The 15,609-nt window shown below is 63.9% G+C and carries 16 protein-coding genes; 5 read left to right on the top strand and 11 right to left on the bottom strand.

Annotated features, from left to right (window positions below):
- The first annotated feature begins 34 nt into the window (after positions 1–34).
- The gene (locus tag DOM58_RS01775) at positions 35–799 is read left to right on the top strand and encodes an SDR family NAD(P)-dependent oxidoreductase (protein WP_110691542.1); all 765 of its coding nucleotides are present in this window, start codon (positions 35–37) and stop codon (positions 797–799) included.
- Positions 800–911: 112 nt separating this feature from the next.
- On the opposite strand, the gene DOM58_RS01780 is transcribed toward DOM58_RS01775, so the two are convergent.
- The 4 genes from DOM58_RS01780 to DOM58_RS01795 all read right to left on the bottom strand — a co-directional run bounded on the left by DOM58_RS01780 (position 912) and on the right by DOM58_RS01795 (position 4,792).
- A complete protein-coding gene (locus DOM58_RS01780; protein ID WP_110691543.1) occupies positions 912–1,643 on the bottom strand; it encodes an alpha/beta fold hydrolase in 732 nt (243 codons plus the stop codon).
- Between the two features lie 7 nt (positions 1,644–1,650).
- Complete coding sequence (locus DOM58_RS01785) at positions 1,651–2,964, bottom strand: CitMHS family transporter (RefSeq protein ID WP_110691544.1); 1,314 nt, start codon at positions 2,962–2,964, stop codon at positions 1,651–1,653.
- Positions 2,965–3,081: 117 nt separating this feature from the next.
- Positions 3,082–3,411 (bottom strand): AtuA-related protein, encoded by a 330-nt coding sequence (locus DOM58_RS01790; RefSeq protein WP_110691545.1) that lies wholly within the window; start codon positions 3,409–3,411, stop codon positions 3,082–3,084.
- A gap of 7 nt (positions 3,412–3,418) precedes the next feature.
- On the bottom strand, positions 3,419–4,792 hold the full coding sequence (locus DOM58_RS01795) for an acyclic terpene utilization AtuA family protein (protein WP_188113759.1): 1,374 nt from the start codon (positions 4,790–4,792) through the stop codon (positions 3,419–3,421).
- Between the two features lie 107 nt (positions 4,793–4,899).
- Between DOM58_RS01795 and DOM58_RS01800 the strand changes: the two genes are divergently transcribed.
- Positions 4,900–5,814 carry a LysR family transcriptional regulator gene (locus tag DOM58_RS01800; protein WP_110691546.1) on the top strand — a complete coding sequence of 305 codons (915 nt, stop codon included), beginning with the start codon at positions 4,900–4,902 and terminating at the stop codon, positions 5,812–5,814.
- An 11-nt stretch (positions 5,815–5,825) separates the two neighbouring features.
- On the opposite strand, the gene DOM58_RS01805 is transcribed toward DOM58_RS01800, so the two are convergent.
- Genes DOM58_RS01805 through osmF form a run of 4 tightly spaced genes read right to left on the bottom strand, consistent with a single transcriptional unit; the run spans position 5,826 to position 9,849 of the window.
- The gene (locus DOM58_RS01805; protein WP_110691547.1) at positions 5,826–6,593 is read right to left on the bottom strand and encodes an ABC transporter permease; all 768 of its coding nucleotides are present in this window, start codon (positions 6,591–6,593) and stop codon (positions 5,826–5,828) included.
- Positions 6,590–7,669: an ABC transporter ATP-binding protein gene (locus tag DOM58_RS01810; protein ID WP_110691548.1), complete on the bottom strand. Its 1,080-nt coding sequence runs from the start codon at positions 7,667–7,669 to the stop codon at positions 6,590–6,592. The genes DOM58_RS01805 and DOM58_RS01810 overlap by 4 nt, the downstream gene beginning before the upstream one ends.
- Before the next feature lie 34 nt (positions 7,670–7,703).
- Positions 7,704–8,897 carry an ABC transporter permease gene (locus DOM58_RS01815; RefSeq protein WP_110691549.1) on the bottom strand — a complete coding sequence of 398 codons (1,194 nt, stop codon included), beginning with the start codon at positions 8,895–8,897 and terminating at the stop codon, positions 7,704–7,706.
- Positions 8,898–8,904: 7 nt separating this feature from the next.
- On the bottom strand, positions 8,905–9,849 hold the full coding sequence (gene osmF / locus DOM58_RS01820) for a glycine betaine ABC transporter substrate-binding protein OsmF (RefSeq protein ID WP_110691550.1): 945 nt from the start codon (positions 9,847–9,849) through the stop codon (positions 8,905–8,907).
- A 359-nt stretch (positions 9,850–10,208) separates the two neighbouring features.
- On the opposite strand from osmF, the gene DOM58_RS17425 reads away from it, so the two are divergent.
- The 3 genes from DOM58_RS17425 (at position 10,209) to DOM58_RS01835 (ending at position 12,464) form a co-directional block, all read left to right on the top strand.
- Positions 10,209–10,526: an I78 family peptidase inhibitor gene (locus DOM58_RS17425; protein ID WP_075562215.1), complete on the top strand. Its 318-nt coding sequence runs from the start codon at positions 10,209–10,211 to the stop codon at positions 10,524–10,526.
- A gap of 203 nt (positions 10,527–10,729) precedes the next feature.
- Positions 10,730–11,785 carry a hypothetical protein gene (locus DOM58_RS01830; RefSeq protein ID WP_110691552.1) on the top strand — a complete coding sequence of 352 codons (1,056 nt, stop codon included), beginning with the start codon at positions 10,730–10,732 and terminating at the stop codon, positions 11,783–11,785.
- Positions 11,786–11,927: 142 nt separating this feature from the next.
- Positions 11,928–12,464 carry a cytochrome b gene (locus DOM58_RS01835; RefSeq protein WP_110691553.1) on the top strand — a complete coding sequence of 179 codons (537 nt, stop codon included), beginning with the start codon at positions 11,928–11,930 and terminating at the stop codon, positions 12,462–12,464.
- 23 nt (positions 12,465–12,487) lie between these two features.
- Here the strand turns inward: DOM58_RS01835 and DOM58_RS01840 are convergent, their stop codons facing one another.
- From DOM58_RS01840 to DOM58_RS01850, 3 genes are all read right to left on the bottom strand, one after another.
- Positions 12,488–13,540, bottom strand: coding sequence for an ion transporter (locus DOM58_RS01840; protein WP_188113760.1), 1,053 nt, complete (start codon positions 13,538–13,540; stop codon positions 12,488–12,490).
- A gap of 60 nt (positions 13,541–13,600) precedes the next feature.
- Positions 13,601–14,080 carry an acyl-CoA thioesterase gene (locus DOM58_RS01845; RefSeq protein WP_245392107.1) on the bottom strand — a complete coding sequence of 160 codons (480 nt, stop codon included), beginning with the start codon at positions 14,078–14,080 and terminating at the stop codon, positions 13,601–13,603.
- 179 nt (positions 14,081–14,259) lie between these two features.
- Positions 14,260–15,573 (bottom strand): short-chain fatty acid transporter, encoded by a 1,314-nt coding sequence (locus DOM58_RS01850; RefSeq protein ID WP_110691554.1) that lies wholly within the window; start codon positions 15,571–15,573, stop codon positions 14,260–14,262.
- Positions 15,574–15,609: the final 36 nt, after the last annotated feature.

Below are 15,609 nucleotides of genomic sequence, written 5' to 3' on the forward strand. Positions count from 1 at the left end.
CGCAGAACACGATCACCGTAGAGAGGAAGCCTGCATGTCGGATCATCACCTGAATGGACGAGTCGCCGTGGTCACCGGCGGCGGCGTGGGCATCGGTTACGCCATCGCGCAGGCACTGGCGGCCGCCGGGGCGCGAGTCGTCATCACCTACCGCTCCCACGAGCCGGATGCAGAGGCGCTGGCGGCGTTGTCCGCCAGTGGCGGAGAGACGGCGTTGGCCCGGTCGCTGGACGTCACCGATGAAGCTGCCGTCGAGGATTTCGCGACCTGGCTGAAAGAGGAGGTCGGCAGCATCGATATCCTGATCAACAACGCCGGCGGCCTGATTCAGCGCTCGACCATCGAAGAAATGCCGTTCTCGCTGTGGCGACGGGTGCAGGCGCTCAACGTGGATTCGGTCTTTCTGGTCACCCATCATCTGCTGCCGCTATTCCACGACAACGGTGGGCGCATCGTCACGGTGTCATCGCTGGCCGGGCGCAATGGCGGGCATGCCGGTGCCACGGCCTACGCCACCGCCAAGGCGGCGCTGTTCGGCTTCACCCGCGGGCTGGCCAAGGAAGTGGCGGAGCGGGGAATTACGGTCAACGCGCTGGCGCCGGGCTTCATCGAAGCGACACCGTTTCATGCGACCTTTACCACCGACGAATCCAAGCGCGCCACTATCGACACGATCCCCGCCGGACGCGCCGGCCTGCCCGAAGACGTCGCCTCGGCAGCGGTCTGGCTGGCCAGCGACGGTGCCGCGTTTGTCTCCGGCACCATTGTCGATATCAACGGCGCCCAATACTTTGGCTAAGGGCTTTGGTTAAGAGCGGTGGCTAAGGGTTTTGAATAAAGGGCTTTGAATAAGCGCTACGACTGAGAGCTGTGATCAAGAGCCTTGGTTGAGGGTTTTGGCTGACGGCCCGCTAGTCGAGCGTGGCAAGGAAATCGTCGAGGCAGGTGGCCAGCGCTTCGGGGCGTTCGAGCATCGGGGTGTGGCCAGCGTCGAGGATCTCGAGTCGGGCGCCGGCGATTCCTGAAGTCAGCGCTCGAGCGTGCTGGAGTGAGCGGGCCGGGTCGCGCTCGCCGTGAACGACCAGCGTCGGGCAGCGGATGTCGCCTAACCGTCCCGTGAGATCGAGTCGACGCAGGCTCGTCATGGCGCGGTAGGCGCGTTGGGGGCCTGCGGAAAGCGCGTAGCGGCGCAGCTCGTCGCCGTGGCGAGTCAGTGGTTCTTCACCGATGCAGCGCAGCAGGAAAGTCTCGATGAAGGCTTCTCCCCACTGTGCCAGCAGCCGCTGCGGCAGATCGGGATCGCCATGATGGGCGGCGCTGGCGCCGGTATCGATCAGAATCAGCCCGTCGAGTTCGCAACCCAGCTGTGCCGCCACCTGCAGCGCAACGACCCCGCCCGCCGAGTGGCCTACCAGAACTCGACGATCCAGAACCCGATGACCCAGAACCCGATGGCCGAGCTCCCGTGCTGGCCAGCGGGCGACGATCTCTCCGGCGGCGATCTCCAGGTCGCCATTGCCCGGACCGACGAGCCAGTCGAGCGGCTGCCAGCGCCAGCCGTTTCCAAGCAGTACCGGGTCGAAGATCGTCGGTGACAGCAGCGTGCCGGGCAGCGCCATCAGCGAGCCCGGCATGAGGGTCATGTTGCCATTAGCCACCGATGGCGCCGATCAGCCAGGCGAAGGCGAGCAGAATGATGCCGATGCCCCACGCCCACAGGAAAGTGAACTTGAGATGCTCGCGCAGCTCGACACCGGCCAGACCGATGGCGAGATAGACGCTGGGCACCACCGGGCTGATGCTGAAGCCGGTGTTCTCGCCGATCAGCATCGCGCGGGCAACCGCTTCGACCGGGACGCCGGCAGAGGTGGCGATGTCACGCACGATCGGCATCAGCGCGAAATAGTAGGCATCCGGCGAGAACAGCATGCCCAGCGGCACGCCGAAGAAGCCGACGATCAGATGCAGAACACTGGCCGAGCCATTGGGCAGCAGATCGATCAGCGCAGTGGCCATGCCTTCCGACATCCCCGCGCCGGCCAGTATGCCGAGCAGAATCCCCGCGGCCAGCATCACCAGCGCCATCTGCAGGGCATCGTTGGCGTGCCTGGCCAGTTCCTTGCCCTGCGCTTCCGGGCGCGGGTAGTTGAGCAGCAGTGCGATACCCAGGCCGACCATGAAGCTTGCGTAGAGCGGGAAGGCGCCGGTGAACAGGATCAGCAGAATGATCAGCGTCAGCACCACGTTGGCCCAGTAGCGCCAGTTGCCGATCGGCAGTGCCGTTTCCCGCGGCGGCAACAGGTAGGCGCTCATGTCGCCGCCATTGCCAGCCTGACCGTGGCCGTTGGCTCGATTGTGGCGTTGGGCCTTGATGCCGAAGTAGCTCGCCAGCGCCAGCAGCAGCACCATACCCAGCGCCTGTACCGGGATCAGCGGCAGCCACAGCTCGGAGGCTTCCACGCCGGCCGTGGCCGCTGCGCGCGCCGTCGGGCCGCCCCACGGCACCATGTTGATCACGCCAGCACTCAGCCCGACCAGGCAGAGCAGAATCAGCGGGCTCATGTTGAGGCGTTGATAGAGCGGCAGAAAGGCCGGAATAGTGAGCAGGAAGGTGGCCGCGCCGACGCCGTCGAGGTGGGCGATGGCCGCCACCAGCACGGTGACGATGGCCACTCTGAGCGGCTCGCCCCGGGTACGCTTGATCAGGAAGTTGACCAGCGGATCGAACATGCCGCGCTCGCGCATGATCCCGAAATAGAGAATGGCGAAGATGAACAGCGTGGCGGTCGGCGCGACGGCAGTCAGGCCATCCTTGATGAAGCCGCCGGTTTCGGCCGGGCTAAAGCCCGCCAGCAGGCTGGCAGCGACCGGGACCAGGGCGAAAGCGACCACCGGGGTCAGTCGTTTGAGTAGTATCAGTGCGATGATGCCCAGCATCATCACGAATCCGAGTGTTGTTATCATGATGGCTCCGTGAGTTGGCGTTGTGGGACGCTCGAGCGTCTCTTGGCGTGGTCAGAACAAAGGTGAATGTCGAAGGGCCGAAGTCGAAACCGGTTGAATCGTGTCGAATCGGGTCGCTCAGCCGTCGGGCGCCGGCAGACGCATGCCCAGCAGCAGATAGCTCAGACTCTTGCCGTGGCGGTCGAGCGTCGCACTCTGATTGACGCCGCCTTCCAGTGCGCCCTCGATGACGAAGTTCATGCCATCGAGATGGGGCAGGCAGTAACGGGTCACCTTGCGCGGGTGGCGATGCTCGAATCGTGCCGCTATCGCCGCTTCGCCAAGGTGTTGCTCGAGCCACGCGTAATGGCGGCTTTCGAAGGCGAATACGGCAACGTTCAGCGTGTCGCCCTTGTCGCCGGCACGGGCGTGGACGAAGTCGGCAAGTAAAACGTCTTGGTTCGTCATCGGTGCCTCATTGCCAGGACACGAACGGCGTGACTCGTTCGCGCGCGATCAAAAAAGATTGGGTGCGCAGCGATTCGCCGAGCTGCCGACGCACGCCACCGCCACCGGCCGGCCCGTTGAGATAGAGCGCTTCGAGTTCCTGCAGCGCCGTGTCGATGGCATCACGGTCGCGGTCGACGATGCCCAGGCGCAACCGCACGTCTTCCACCGCCGGGGCTTCCCTCAGGCGCTTTTCCAGCCACTCGCCGCTGCCGTCGTTGAACAGGCTGGCGACGCCGATCAGATCGAAATGCGGCCTCAGCTGCGGCAATCGGGCGCCCAGGCGCTGACGCAGAATCTCCAGCGCCAATTGGGCGCGCTCTACCGCGTCAGGGCCGGCGTAGGAGATGCCCGCTTCACCGAACCACAACCCGCGCAGCCCCAGGTTGCCCTTGAGCGTCGCGGGGGCCGGGTGCCCGTGAATGTCGTGTATCGCGACCCGGTCCGGGCCCAGGGTTTCGAGTTTCGCCCGCGAGACATCGAGCGTGACGTCCGGCGTCAGATAGGCCGCCGGATCGTGAACCTCGTAGAGCAGCTGTTCCTTGACCGTCTGCTCGGTGACGCAGCCACCGCTACCCGGCGTCTTGGTAATGACCAGGCTGGCGTCGCTGCCGACTTCGGCGATCGGGCAGCCAAGATTGGCGAGATCCGCGACGGTCTTGCGCCTGGCATCGGCGAAATAGCCGCCGGTGATTTGGGTTCCGCATTCCAGCAAGTGGCCGGCGGCGGTCGCCACCGCCAGATGCTGCCAGTCATCTGCCGCCCAGCCATGGGCGTGACGCAGCGCGCCGACCGCCATCGAAGGGTCCGCCAGCCGCCCGCCGATGACGATATCGGCGCCGTCGCGCAGTGCCTGAGTGACCGCTTCCGCACCGATATAGACATTGCAGGAGACGACCTCCTCGCGCGGACAGTCGGCGGGAAGCCAGTCGGCCCTCGCGGTCTGGCCGTCGAGCGCGTCGCCCAGATCGTCGCCCATCACGCAGGCGATTTTCGCGTCCAGGCCTTGGGTCTTCAGCTGCCGGCGCAGCCGCTGTGCCGCTGCCACCGGGTTGGCGGCGCCACCGTTGGTGATGATCGGAATGCCGTGTGTCAGGCACGACGCGACGATCGGCTCGAGAAAGGCGAACAGATGCGTGGCATAACCCAGGGCCGGGTCTTCGAGCTTGCGTAGCTGTGCCTCGGCCAGGGTGCGTTCGGCCAGCAGTTCGAAAAACAGATAGCGCGCCCCGTCTCGCTCGGCGAGTGCTTCGACCAGCGCGACGGCGGCATCCGGCCGGTCGCCGGCGAACCCGGCACCGCAGCCGATGTGTGCGTAGCGAATGGATGGAGAAGATGACATGGGGAATCCGTTGAACCATCGATGGCAGAGACAATGGCGCAGGGCGACAAGATCAGGCAAAGCCATATATCTTATGAATTGATAAAAAATATCTATTCGGAAGAGCGATGTTTCATCAACGACAGCTCCAGGCATTCGTGTTGACCGCCGAGATGGCCAGCTTCACGCGGGCCGCGAAGGAAATTCACCTGTCGCAGCCGGCGTTGAGCTACCTGATACGAAAGTTGGAAGAGGAATTGGGTATCGCGCTGTTCGCTCGCAACACTCGCACAGTGATGCTGACCGATGGAGGTGAACTGTTTCTGGGCCACGCTCGGCGAATTCTCGCCGACATGACTCTAGCGTTGGACGAGACTCGCAACGTGCGCGAGCTCGAACAGGGAAGACTCACAGTGGCAGGGCTGCCCTCGGTCGCCTCGTCTCTGCTCCCGCGTACCATTGCCGCGTTTCGCAAGCGCCACCCCAGGGTGACCATTGCCTTGCGCGACGGCCTGGCCGATCAGGTCCACCAGTGGGTACGCCGAGGCGACGTCGATATGGGGCTGGGCTCGCCGCTGGATCAGGATCGCGAGCTCGATTTTCAGCCGCTGTTTCACGACGACCTGATCCTGATCACGCCGCCGCGGGTGGTGAGACGCAGCGAATCTCCCTGGTACGGGCTCGATGAGATGTCGTACATCGCCATGACCCCGGGCTCCAGCGCCAGGCACTATGCGGATCTGGCAATGGGCCATGCCGGCAGGCGGATCGAACCCAGCTGGGAGGTGAGCTTCATGAGTTCGGCGATCGCCATGGTGAGAGCCAAGCTCGGCTACGCGTTGCTGCCGGCGTCCAGCGTCGACGTCTTCAACCTCGAGCAGATCACCCGGTTGCCCATCAACATGCGCGAGCCGCGGGAAATCGGCATTCTGCGGCGCAAGCCACTGCATTCATCGCCGGCGCTGGAGGCATTCGTGCGGCAGCTGCGTAAACAGATCGCGCTGACTGACAGCGGCGAGCACCTGAGTGCCACCGACGACTAGCCGCCAGACGACTAGCTACCAAAAGAATATCGCCGCTCCAGCCGTTCGAACAGCAGGTCGGTGACGATCGCCAGCAGACCGACCAGCAGCGCGCCCTGGATCACGTAGGCGAGGTTGTTGCCGACCAGGCCGGCGATCAACGGCGTGCCCAGGCTCTTGGCGCCGACGGTGGAGCCGATGGTGGCGGTACCGATGTTGATGATCACCGAGACGCGGATACCGGCAATGATCACCCGCATCGCCAAGGGCAGCTCGACTCGACGCAGAATCTGCCAGCGGCTCATGCCGTTGCCGCGGGCGGCTTCGAGCGTGGTATGCGGCACCGTGCCCAGGCCGGCGATGGTGTTCTGGATCACCGGCAGCAGGCCGTAGAGCGACAGCGCGATGATCGTCGGGGCGAAGCCGAAACCGGCCAGCGGCACGGCGATGGCGAGCACCGCGGCGGGCGGGAAAGTCTGGCCGATCGCGGCCAGCGACGACACCATCGGTTCGAACTCGCGCCCGACCGGGCGGGTCACGAATAGCCCGGCGGCGACGCCGATCGTCACCGAGATCAGCGACGACATCAGCACCAGGCCGATATGGGCGAGCATCAGGTTGAGGAAGCTGTCGCGCGAATAGAGCGGGTTGCCGAGATCGGGAAACAGCGCCCGAAACAGCGGCTCGAGTTGACCCATGCCCAGCGTCAGTCCGACCAGCAGCACGATCAGCACGCCCAGAACGCCGTTGCCGGCGGAGGCGGCGCGAAGTCGGCCGAGCCCCTGAGTTGTGCCACTCATGACGCCGGGTTTCCTGCGCTCAGTCCGCTTTCGGCCTCGATCCCCATGATCCCCTGCATGCCGATCTCGGCGATCAGCTTGCCGGCGTCATCGACCACCGGCAGTACCATCACGCGATACCACACCATTCGCGAGAGCGCTTCCTTCATGCTCATCTCCGGCGTGGCGGTCCACTCGGGTTTGACTTCGGTCACTTGATGATCGTCGTCCAGCCGGGCGCCCTCGAGAGCGATCGGCCGGCCGGCGTCGTCGAGTTGCCAGCAGTGATCGAGACCTTTCAGCGTCGCATGGTGCTCGAAACTCGGCTCGCGTTGATACTGATGAACCCAACGCCGGGAGAGCAGCTTGAGACCGAGATCCGCCTGGCCGATGAATTCACGGACGAAGTCGTTGTCGGGCTTCACCATCAGCTCGATGGGCCGGTCGTACTGCACCAGCTTGCCGCCGTTGAGCAGCGCGATGCGCGTCGCCAGCTGAAGCGCCTCGTCCATGTCGTGGGTGACGAATACGATGGTCTTGCCGGTCTGCCGATGCACGCGGCGCATTTCGGCCTGCAGCACTTCGCGGGTAAGCGGATCGACGGCGCCAAAAGGCTCGTCCATCAGCAGTACTTCGGGGTCGGCGGCCAGCGCTCTCGCCACGCCGACGCGCTGCGCCTGACCGCCGGAGAGCTGGTGCGGGTACTTGTGGCGGAATTCGGTCGGGTCGAGATGAAACATCGCCATCAGCTCGTCGACACGATCGTCGATGCGCGACTTCGGCCACTTGAGCAGCTGCGGCACGGTGGCGATATTTTGGGCCACGCTCCAGTGGGGAAACAGCCCGGTCGACTGGATGGCATAGCCGATCCGTCGTCGAAGCTGTTCCGCCGGCAGCTCGGTGACGTCGTCGCCGTTGAGAATGATGCGCCCGCCGCTCAGCGGCACCAGGCGATTGATCATCTTCAGCGTGGTCGACTTGCCGCAGCCGGAGGGGCCGATCAGCACCCCGAATTCGCCGGTATCGAGCGTCAGCGAGACATCGTCGACGACGTTCTTGCCGGCGTAGGTCTTGGTCAGTCCTTGCAACTCGATCATGCGGATCTTCCCTGATTGGGACCCTAAAGTACGCTCAGCGAGTGCCCGGCGGCCGGCTGAGCGTGACCAGAATCTGCAGTGCGAAGTCGGCGATTACCGCCAGCACGATGGTCGGGATGGCGCCCAGCAGCACCAGATCGATGGCGTACTGGCCCAGGCCCTGAAAGATGAAGGCGCCGAAACCGCCGGCCCCGATCAGCGCGGCGACCACCACCAGGCCGATCGCCTGCACGGTGACGATACGCAACCCCGAAAGAATCACCGGCAGCGCCAGCGGGATCTCCACCTGCCACAGGATCTGGCGTGGCGTCATGCCCATGCCGCGCGCGGCTTCGAGCGTGCCGGCGGAGACGCCGGCCAGGCCGGAGTAAGTATTGCGAACGATCGGCAGCAGCGAATAGAGCACCAGGGCGATGATCGCCGGGGCCACGCCGATGCCGCTGACGCCGAGATCGCCAAGCCACGGCACGGCGCGGCCGAGCGCCGAAAGCGGGGCGATGAGCAGGCCGAACACGGCGATCGACGGTAGCGTCTGGAACACGTTGAGCATGCTGAACAGCCCGTTGCGCAGACCGTCGCGGCGATTGACCAGCAGCCCCAGCGGTAGGCCGATCGCCAGGGCCGGGATCAGCGCGCCCGCCACCAGCATCAGATGACGAATCAGCTGATCGACGAAATTCGCTTTCTGGTTGGCGAATTCGCGCATGATCGACAGCGGCGAAAGCAGATCGCCGGAGAAGCAGGCGCCGATCACGGCCAGCACCGCCGCGCCGAACAGCGCGCGTTTGACCAGCCCGAGACGCAGCCGCTGTAGCGCGTCGATGGCGATCAGCGCGCTGACGAACAGCAGGATCCAGAAGGTCGCGCCTTGAGAAACACGTGCGGCCGGTGACGCATCGACCAGCGCGCGGTGGGCATATTCACCGAGCGCGAAAAAATCCAGCCCCAGCAATGACAGGGTGGCGATCAGCGAAAGCCATAAAGAGGTGCGCCGGGGCAAGGGCCTTGCCAATGTCGCGGCCAGCAGCGCCAGCCCGATGAGCGCGAGCGCCGTGAGCTGCCACTCCGGCAGGGCTTGCCACAGCATCATCGGCTGCCCCGAGGACAGCCGGTTGGGGGACAGGCTGGCAAACGGCAGCAGCACGCTGCTGGCGACCGCCGCAATCAGCAGCGTCAGCAGCACCCGGTTGCCGACCAGGCGAGAGTCGGCAGATCGTGCCAGCGTCATGATCGAATCAGTCCAGCAGGCCCTGTTCGACGAGGTAGTCGTGGGCGACCTTGTCCGCCGACAGGCCGTCGACCTGAATCTTGCCGTTGAGCGTCTGCAGGGTTTCACGATCGAGCGATTCGAACACCGGCTTCAGCAGCCCTTCGATCTGGGGATGGGCATCGAGCACCGACTGACGCACCACCGGGGCGGGCTCGTACACCATCTGCACGCCTTTCGGATCGTCCATGACCTTGAGGCCGGCAGCAGAGATGGCGCCGTCCGTGCCGTAGACCATGGCGGCGTTGGTACCGCTGGTGCCTTCCGCGGCGGCGCGAATGGTAGCTGCGGTGTTGCCGCCGGAGAGCACCAGCAGCTGATCTTCGTTGAGCGTGAAATCGTAGGCGCGCTGGAAGCTCGGCAGCGCCGCGTCGCTTTCGACGAATTCGGCCGAGGCGGCCAGCTTCACTTCTCCGCCGTCGCTGACCCAGTGACCGAAGTCGGCCATGGTAGAGAGGTCGTTGTCACCGGCCACGTCCTGGCGAACGGCGATGGCCCAGGTGTTGTTGGCGGGCGCCGGCGTCAACCAGGCCAGCTGGTGTGCTTCGCTGTCGGCGGCCTTGATCTTGTCGTAGCCGGCCTGTTCGTCTTTCCACGCCGGGTCGTCGGTGGTGTCGGTGAAGAAGGCGCCGTTGCCGGTATATTCGGGATAGAGATCGATATCCCCGGCGACGAGTGCCTGGCGCACGATGTTGGTCGGACCGAGCTCCAGCCGGCTGTCGACCGGTAGATCGGCGTTCTCCAGCACGTCGACGATCATGTTGCCGAGCAGAGAGCCTTCGGTATCGATCTTGGAGGCCACCCGAATCGGTTGCTGGTCATCCTGGGCCATGGCCTGACCGATGCCGAGACTGGCGGTGATCGCCGCTGCGGCGACGGAAGTGACGAAATGGGTCGTGAGCGACTGGCGCATGTTGGCATTCCTTTGCGATCGATGAACTCAAGGCTCGATTGTTGCAGAGCAGCCATCGACAATGGCGACTCCCGGTGGCCCGCCGACGAGGCTGGCCTGACTCGTGCAGGTAGAGTCTGAGTTTAGCGGGAGTGCGCCCGGTCGACCAGCCGATGCCGAGCCTGACGCTAGCTGCTAGGCTAGGAGTCATGGTGGGGCGTTGGATGATCCGTTGTCGATTCGATACTTATGCGACATTCTGTTCGACGAGACAGGGCATTCGGCACGGTGTTTTCAGAACAGCGTTTCCAGCAAATCGCATTCAGAAAGTCGTATTCAGAAAGTCGTATCTAAAAAATCGTACTCAACAGGAGCAGGCGATGAAGATTCCCGGCGCGGCAATGATTATCAGCGGCATGCTATTGGCGGGTTGCAGCACCGCACCCGAACCCGATCAGGCGCCGCCGCCACCCGATGTGAAATCGGTTCCTGAAGATGCCTGCGGCGCCCAGAAAGTGGGCAGTCTGGTGGGCGAGATCCTGACGGACGAGCTGCAGGCACGTATCGGCGAGCGCTCGCGCGCCGAGAACATTCGTGTCGTGGAACCCGGCAAGAACTACACCATGGATTATCGATCCGAGCGTCTCAACATCAAGGTCGATCAGCAGCGCAAGATCACCGATATCGCCTGCGGTTGAGACCAGGAATTCGCCAACGCCCGCCTGGGCGGACTGTTGATCGTCTACAGCAGCGTGCGTCGAGGGCCGGCCAATCACCGGCCCTTTTCATGCCCGCATGTCGGGTCAGGCACGCAATCGTTTTTGCGCCAATGTCATCCCCGTGGACGCCACTGGAACGGCATCGGCGGGAATAACGCGCATCGATTGAACGAGGAGTCACCATGCTACGTACCGAAGTCATCACCGAAGGCACGCTGACCTGTTTTCCTTCCGGGCTGACCTACGACGACGGTTCACTCGTCAACGTCGAGGTCTCGGCCGTGGTTTTCGACGGCCAGCGCCTGATTCTGGCCAGCGACAAGCCGATTCCCGGTGAAAGCCGGTCAGCCGCTTTTGCTTTCGATCTGATCGATGGCCTGCCGGATCCGGCCAGCCATCGCTTCCTGACGGCCGAGGCCATTCGGCGCGCCGTCAAGTACGAGGATTTCGCACTGACCGTCGATGGCCGCTATATCCTGGCGACCACCGGTTTCGATCGTATCGATGACGAGAGCCACGATCTCAATGCCTACAATCATCTGCTGATCTGGCCGGTGGGCGACCCGGACCGCGTGCAGGTCGTCGACCCGGATCCACGCGACGGCGTCGAAGGTTCGCTGGAGCTGAGACGTAAGCTCGATGACGCCATCGGCGTGCCCTACTACAAGATCGAAGGGCTGGCGGCAGTGCCGTCGCGGCCCGATCTTGGCGAAGAGAGCGACGGCCTGCTGCTGTTCGGGGTACGCGAGCAAGGACAGGCCCATGACGACTTCGAGTACGTGGCTCGCGTGGTGGGCGTGCACTACCGCATGACGGTCGACGGCAATCTCGAGTTCGTCGACGAGCTCTGCGAGCGCTATCGCTTCCAGCCCTCCGAGTATGCCGGCGTTCGCCATATCTGCGGGCTCTCGAGTCTCGAGTACGACCCCTACAACGATCGTCTCTATCTGATGGCCAGTTTCGAAATCGAGGACGAGGAGGGCGAACAGACCGGTGGCTATTTATGGTCGATGTCGCTGGCCGACTTGAGCAGTGGCGCCAGCCCGTCGATCGTCGAGGACGCCCACGGCGAAGTGCTGGAGTTCGAACACAAGGCCGAGGGGTTGGCGGTGCTCGATACCGAGCGGCTGTTCGTCGCCTACGACAACGATCGCGACATGACGCTGGGCCGGATCGACGAGCGCGACGAACGGGAAGCCTGCGAGGCGCCCTACACGGTGCTTCGGATCATCGACTGAGGCTGCGAATCCTTCTGACGCCATGAGTCTCAGGCTGACGCTCCGGATCTTTGGCTGACGCGTCTGGCTCATCGAGTCGTTGCCTGCGCGTTGCGAATGTACGACAGTCGGCTTTCACGACGTGATTCACAGAGGCAGGACGATGTTGAAGGATTCCCCGCAACACTATGGGTCGGTCACCCGAGCCTTTCACTGGCTGATCGCGTTGCTGGTCATCGCGCAGTTGACCAGCGTGTTCTCCAGCTTTCTGTGGGAGCACAACGCCTATAGTCAGCTGATTTTGCCCTGGCACACGACGATCGGGGTCAGTGTCCTGACCGTGATGGCAATACGCACGCTGTGGGCCCTGTCGCAGCTGTCACGGCGGCCCGCCCATGAAGGGAGACTGCAGCGCCTGGCCATCACCGGGCACGTCATCATGTATGCCCTGCTGATATTGATGCCGCTGTCAGGCGCTCTGATGACCTGGGGCTCGGGTTACGGCATTCATGTGTTCGGTACGGCCTGGTTCGAAGGCGCCGACGCGCCGTGGGCCGCCGGTTTCGGCAAGCTTCACGGCACCTTCGCCTGGCTGCTGTCGTTCATGATCGTGGGGCACATCGTCATGGCGATGTATCACCATTTCGGTCGCCGGGACGACACCCTGCGCCGGATGCTGGGGCGCAAGGATCCCGGCTGACCGTTCGGCTCACGTTCCGAGGCCTATTCGGGGCGGGCGTCATGGCGCGTTCTCGGCTCGCTGAGTTCGCTTTTCCAGCGCTTCACGGCGACCTGCTCCTTGAGCAGTTCCAGCATGTCGATCAGCACCTGCTGAGTGACCCGATCGGTCCTGTCGTCGACCTGCAGCCAGGCATCCACACCGCTGCCGACCAGGTCGGTCATCAGCGAGTGAAAATGCGGCGAGCGCAGCCCGTCGATGGCCTCGTGAACCACGCGGCTGGCGATATCGCTGAGACTGCGTTCGATACTCTCGGCCACGGCATCACCCATGGGCAGACGGCGCAGACGGCGCAGCTCGTCGTTCTCTTCCATCGTTCTGGCCACCAGCGCGGCGACGTAACGATGCACCTGTTGGTGGTTCTCGGCGTAGCCCTTGTTGATCGTTCGCTCCAGACGCGCCGCCACCTCATCGACCAGGGCCGCCCTGCGCGGCTGAATCACTTCGTTCGAGATGCGCTGGGTCAGGTGCTGGCTGTCCCGAATCTCGTTCTGCATGTCTTCCAGCAGATTGATCGCCACACGGTCGGAAATCTCCTCCATCAGCACGCCGTAGTAAGTGCGGTAGAAGCGGTAGAGACGCCAGCGGGTGATGTCGATCACGCCCAGCCGCTGCAGCCGGACGAGCAGCGAGATCACGCGCAGCACACGCAGCAGTCGGAAGCCGGCCAGGGGAATGCAGCCAAGCACGTCGTACCAGTGCACGAACGGATAGAAAAACCACCGCGCGTAGCGTTTCTGGGCGATCGCGATGGCCCAGCCCAGCAGCACGTCGAAGATGAAGATGGCGACGAAGCAGAGATCGATCTCGACGAAATTGGCCCGGATCGTGGTGTCGTAGGCGTCGTGAAGGCCCGGCGCGACAGCTTCGAAGGCGGCGTTGAGCGGCGCGATCAGATAGAGGCTATCGAAAAGCAGCAGTGCCAGGTTGATCGCCACCAGCGCGATGACGGCGAAATCCCAGACCAGCAGCAGTCTCTCGCTGAGCGGGCTTAGCCGCCGTGTGGCGCGTGGATGGCGAGGGTCGGCTTCAGGCATCGAACGTCCTTGTCCGCAAGGGCAGCGTGATCGGTTGGTATGTCGCGGAGATCGACCGTGTCATTGACCGGCCGGGTAGGCCTTGAGATGCGCGGCTACGGCGCTGCGTTCTGCCTCGGCTTCCTGCTTGCGCAATGTCTTGCGTAGCGCGGCCTTCTCGAAGCGTAGCTTCTGGAGCGGCGTGTTCAATTCCAGTGCCGGCACCGGGACCGGGTTCCCGTCGCTATCGACGGCGACCATGGTCAGGTAGCAGCTGTTGGTATGCCGGATCACTCGCTCCTGGATCGACTCTGCCAGCACCTTGATGCCGACCTCCATCGACGAGCGGCCGACGTGGTTGATCGTCGCCAGAAAGGTCACCAGCTCGCCGACATGGATCGGCTGCTTGAACAGCACCTGATCGACCGAGAGCGTCACCACGTAGCTGCCGGCATAGCGGCTGGCGCAGGCATAGGCGACTTCGTCGAGCTTCTTGAGAATCGCCCCGCCATGGACCTTGCCACTGAAGTTGGCCATGTCTGGGGTCATGAGTACGGTCATCGACAGTTCATGCTGTCGAGGCAGGTCATCGGGCGTCACGGTGTCCTCGGAATGGCGGCAAGACGTTATTGTGCGCCACATGTAAGCACGTTTCGCCGCAGCTGCCCATCGATCGGCCCGAACGCCGGCTTCTGCGGTGGGAAGCCGGCGTTCGAAAAGGCGCTACCGACAGCCAGTGGCTACAGCAAGGTCAGTCCCAGCCCGATCACCACGCCGGTGACCACCAGCTGAATCAGGCAGAAGCCCATGATGTCCTTGGCGTTGAGGCCGGCAATGGCGAGAACGGGAAGCGCCCAGAACGGCTGCAGCAGATTGGTCCAGGCATCGCCCCAGGCCACCCCCATGGCGACGCGAGACACATCGGCCCCCAGCGCTTCGGCGGCCGGCAGCATGACCGGAGCCTGGACCGCCCACTGGCCACCGCCGGAAGGGATGAACAGGTTGACCACGCCGGCACTGATGAATGACCAGAACGGCAGCGTGTCGGCGTTGGCGATGGCGACGAACATCTCGGACAGCGACTGCGCCAGACCGGACTGCATCATGATCCCCATGATCCCGGCATAGAACGGAAACTGGATGACGATGCCGGCGCCGCCCTTGATCGCCTCGTTGAGGCTGGTGAGCAGACTTCTTGGCGTCCGATGCAGCACGATGGCCAGCATCAGGAACAGCAGGTTGACGCTGTTGAGGTTGAGCCCGCCGCCGGCGAAGACGAAATAGTAGGCCAGGTAGAGCAGCCCCGGGATACCCACTAGCAGCGACAGCAGCGTACTGGTCTCGAGCCGATCAGCCGGACGGGTGATGGCGTTCGGATCGGGGCTCGGCGGTTCGGCCAGCTGCTCGCGACTGACGAAGACGCTCTCCTCTTCCGGCGGCAGCATCCAGCGATTGATCAGCGGCATGATCACGAACAAGGCCGCGACGATGATCAGGTTGTAGGCGGCGAAGATCGTCTGCGAGGTGGGGATGATACCGATCTGGTCCTCGCTGAAATGGCCCGGCGTGGCGATGGTCAGCGGAATCGAGCCGGCAAGACCGCCATGCCAGACCACGAAGCCGGAGTAGGCGCTGGCGATCAGCAGGCGGTAGTCGACCCGCACCTGGCGTGCCAGCGCCTTGGCGAACAGCGCCCCGACGACCAGGCCGAAGCCCCAGTTGATCCAGCTCGCGGCCAGCGACACCAGCGTGACCAGAATGATGGCGCGGGCCGGAGTCCGGGCGGTAGCGGCAAGTCTGTCCAGCAGCCGCTTCAGCGGCGGCGAGTTGGCGAGCATGAAGCCGGTGATCAGGACCAGCAACATCTGCATCGAGAACGACAGTAACCCCCAGAAGCCGTCGCCCCAGTACTGAATCACCGCCAGCGGCGTCTGCTGTTCGAACAGCATGGCGGCCAGCGCGGCGATGATCGTCAACAGCAGCACGAAGATATAGGGGTCGGGCAGATAACGCTCGACCAGCTTGACCGCGGGGCGGGAAAGGCGCTGCAACATGGCGTGGGATCTCGTCGGGTAACCGTTAGCGCGAGC

This window comes from Salinicola halophyticus (assembly GCF_003206695.1).
GTDB classification, from domain to species: Bacteria; Pseudomonadota; Gammaproteobacteria; order Pseudomonadales; family Halomonadaceae; genus Salinicola; species Salinicola halophyticus.

Bases quoted from the DNA above. Each gene is read 5' to 3' on its own strand.
- DOM58_RS01775 (WP_110691542.1), top strand. From the start codon at position 35: ATGTCGGATCATCACCTGAATGGACGAGTCGCCGTGGTCACCGGCGGC.
- DOM58_RS17425 (WP_075562215.1), top strand. From the start codon at position 10,209: ATGAAGATTCCCGGCGCGGCAATGATTATCAGCGGCATGCTATTGGCG.
- DOM58_RS01835 (WP_110691553.1), top strand. From the start codon at position 11,928: ATGTTGAAGGATTCCCCGCAACACTATGGGTCGGTCACCCGAGCCTTT.
- DOM58_RS01845 (WP_245392107.1), bottom strand. From the start codon at position 14,080: ATGACCGTACTCATGACCCCAGACATGGCCAACTTCAGTGGCAAGGTC.
- DOM58_RS01815 (WP_110691549.1), bottom strand. From the start codon at position 8,897: ATGACGCTGGCACGATCTGCCGACTCTCGCCTGGTCGGCAACCGGGTG.
- DOM58_RS01780 (WP_110691543.1), bottom strand. From the start codon at position 1,643: ATGACCCTCATGCCGGGCTCGCTGATGGCGCTGCCCGGCACGCTGCTG.
- DOM58_RS01850 (WP_110691554.1), bottom strand. From the start codon at position 15,573: ATGTTGCAGCGCCTTTCCCGCCCCGCGGTCAAGCTGGTCGAGCGTTAT.
- DOM58_RS01790 (WP_110691545.1), bottom strand. From the start codon at position 3,411: ATGACGAACCAAGACGTTTTACTTGCCGACTTCGTCCACGCCCGTGCC.
- DOM58_RS01800 (WP_110691546.1), top strand. From the start codon at position 4,900: ATGTTTCATCAACGACAGCTCCAGGCATTCGTGTTGACCGCCGAGATG.
- DOM58_RS01840 (WP_188113760.1), bottom strand. From the start codon at position 13,540: ATGCCTGAAGCCGACCCTCGCCATCCACGCGCCACACGGCGGCTAAGC.
- osmF (WP_110691550.1), bottom strand. From the start codon at position 9,849: ATGCGCCAGTCGCTCACGACCCATTTCGTCACTTCCGTCGCCGCAGCG.
- DOM58_RS01810 (WP_110691548.1), bottom strand. From the start codon at position 7,669: ATGATCGAGTTGCAAGGACTGACCAAGACCTACGCCGGCAAGAACGTC.
- DOM58_RS01785 (WP_110691544.1), bottom strand. From the start codon at position 2,964: ATGATAACAACACTCGGATTCGTGATGATGCTGGGCATCATCGCACTG.
- DOM58_RS01830 (WP_110691552.1), top strand. From the start codon at position 10,730: ATGCTACGTACCGAAGTCATCACCGAAGGCACGCTGACCTGTTTTCCT.
- DOM58_RS01805 (WP_110691547.1), bottom strand. From the start codon at position 6,593: ATGAGTGGCACAACTCAGGGGCTCGGCCGACTTCGCGCCGCCTCCGCC.
- DOM58_RS01795 (WP_188113759.1), bottom strand. From the start codon at position 4,792: ATGTCATCTTCTCCATCCATTCGCTACGCACACATCGGCTGCGGTGCC.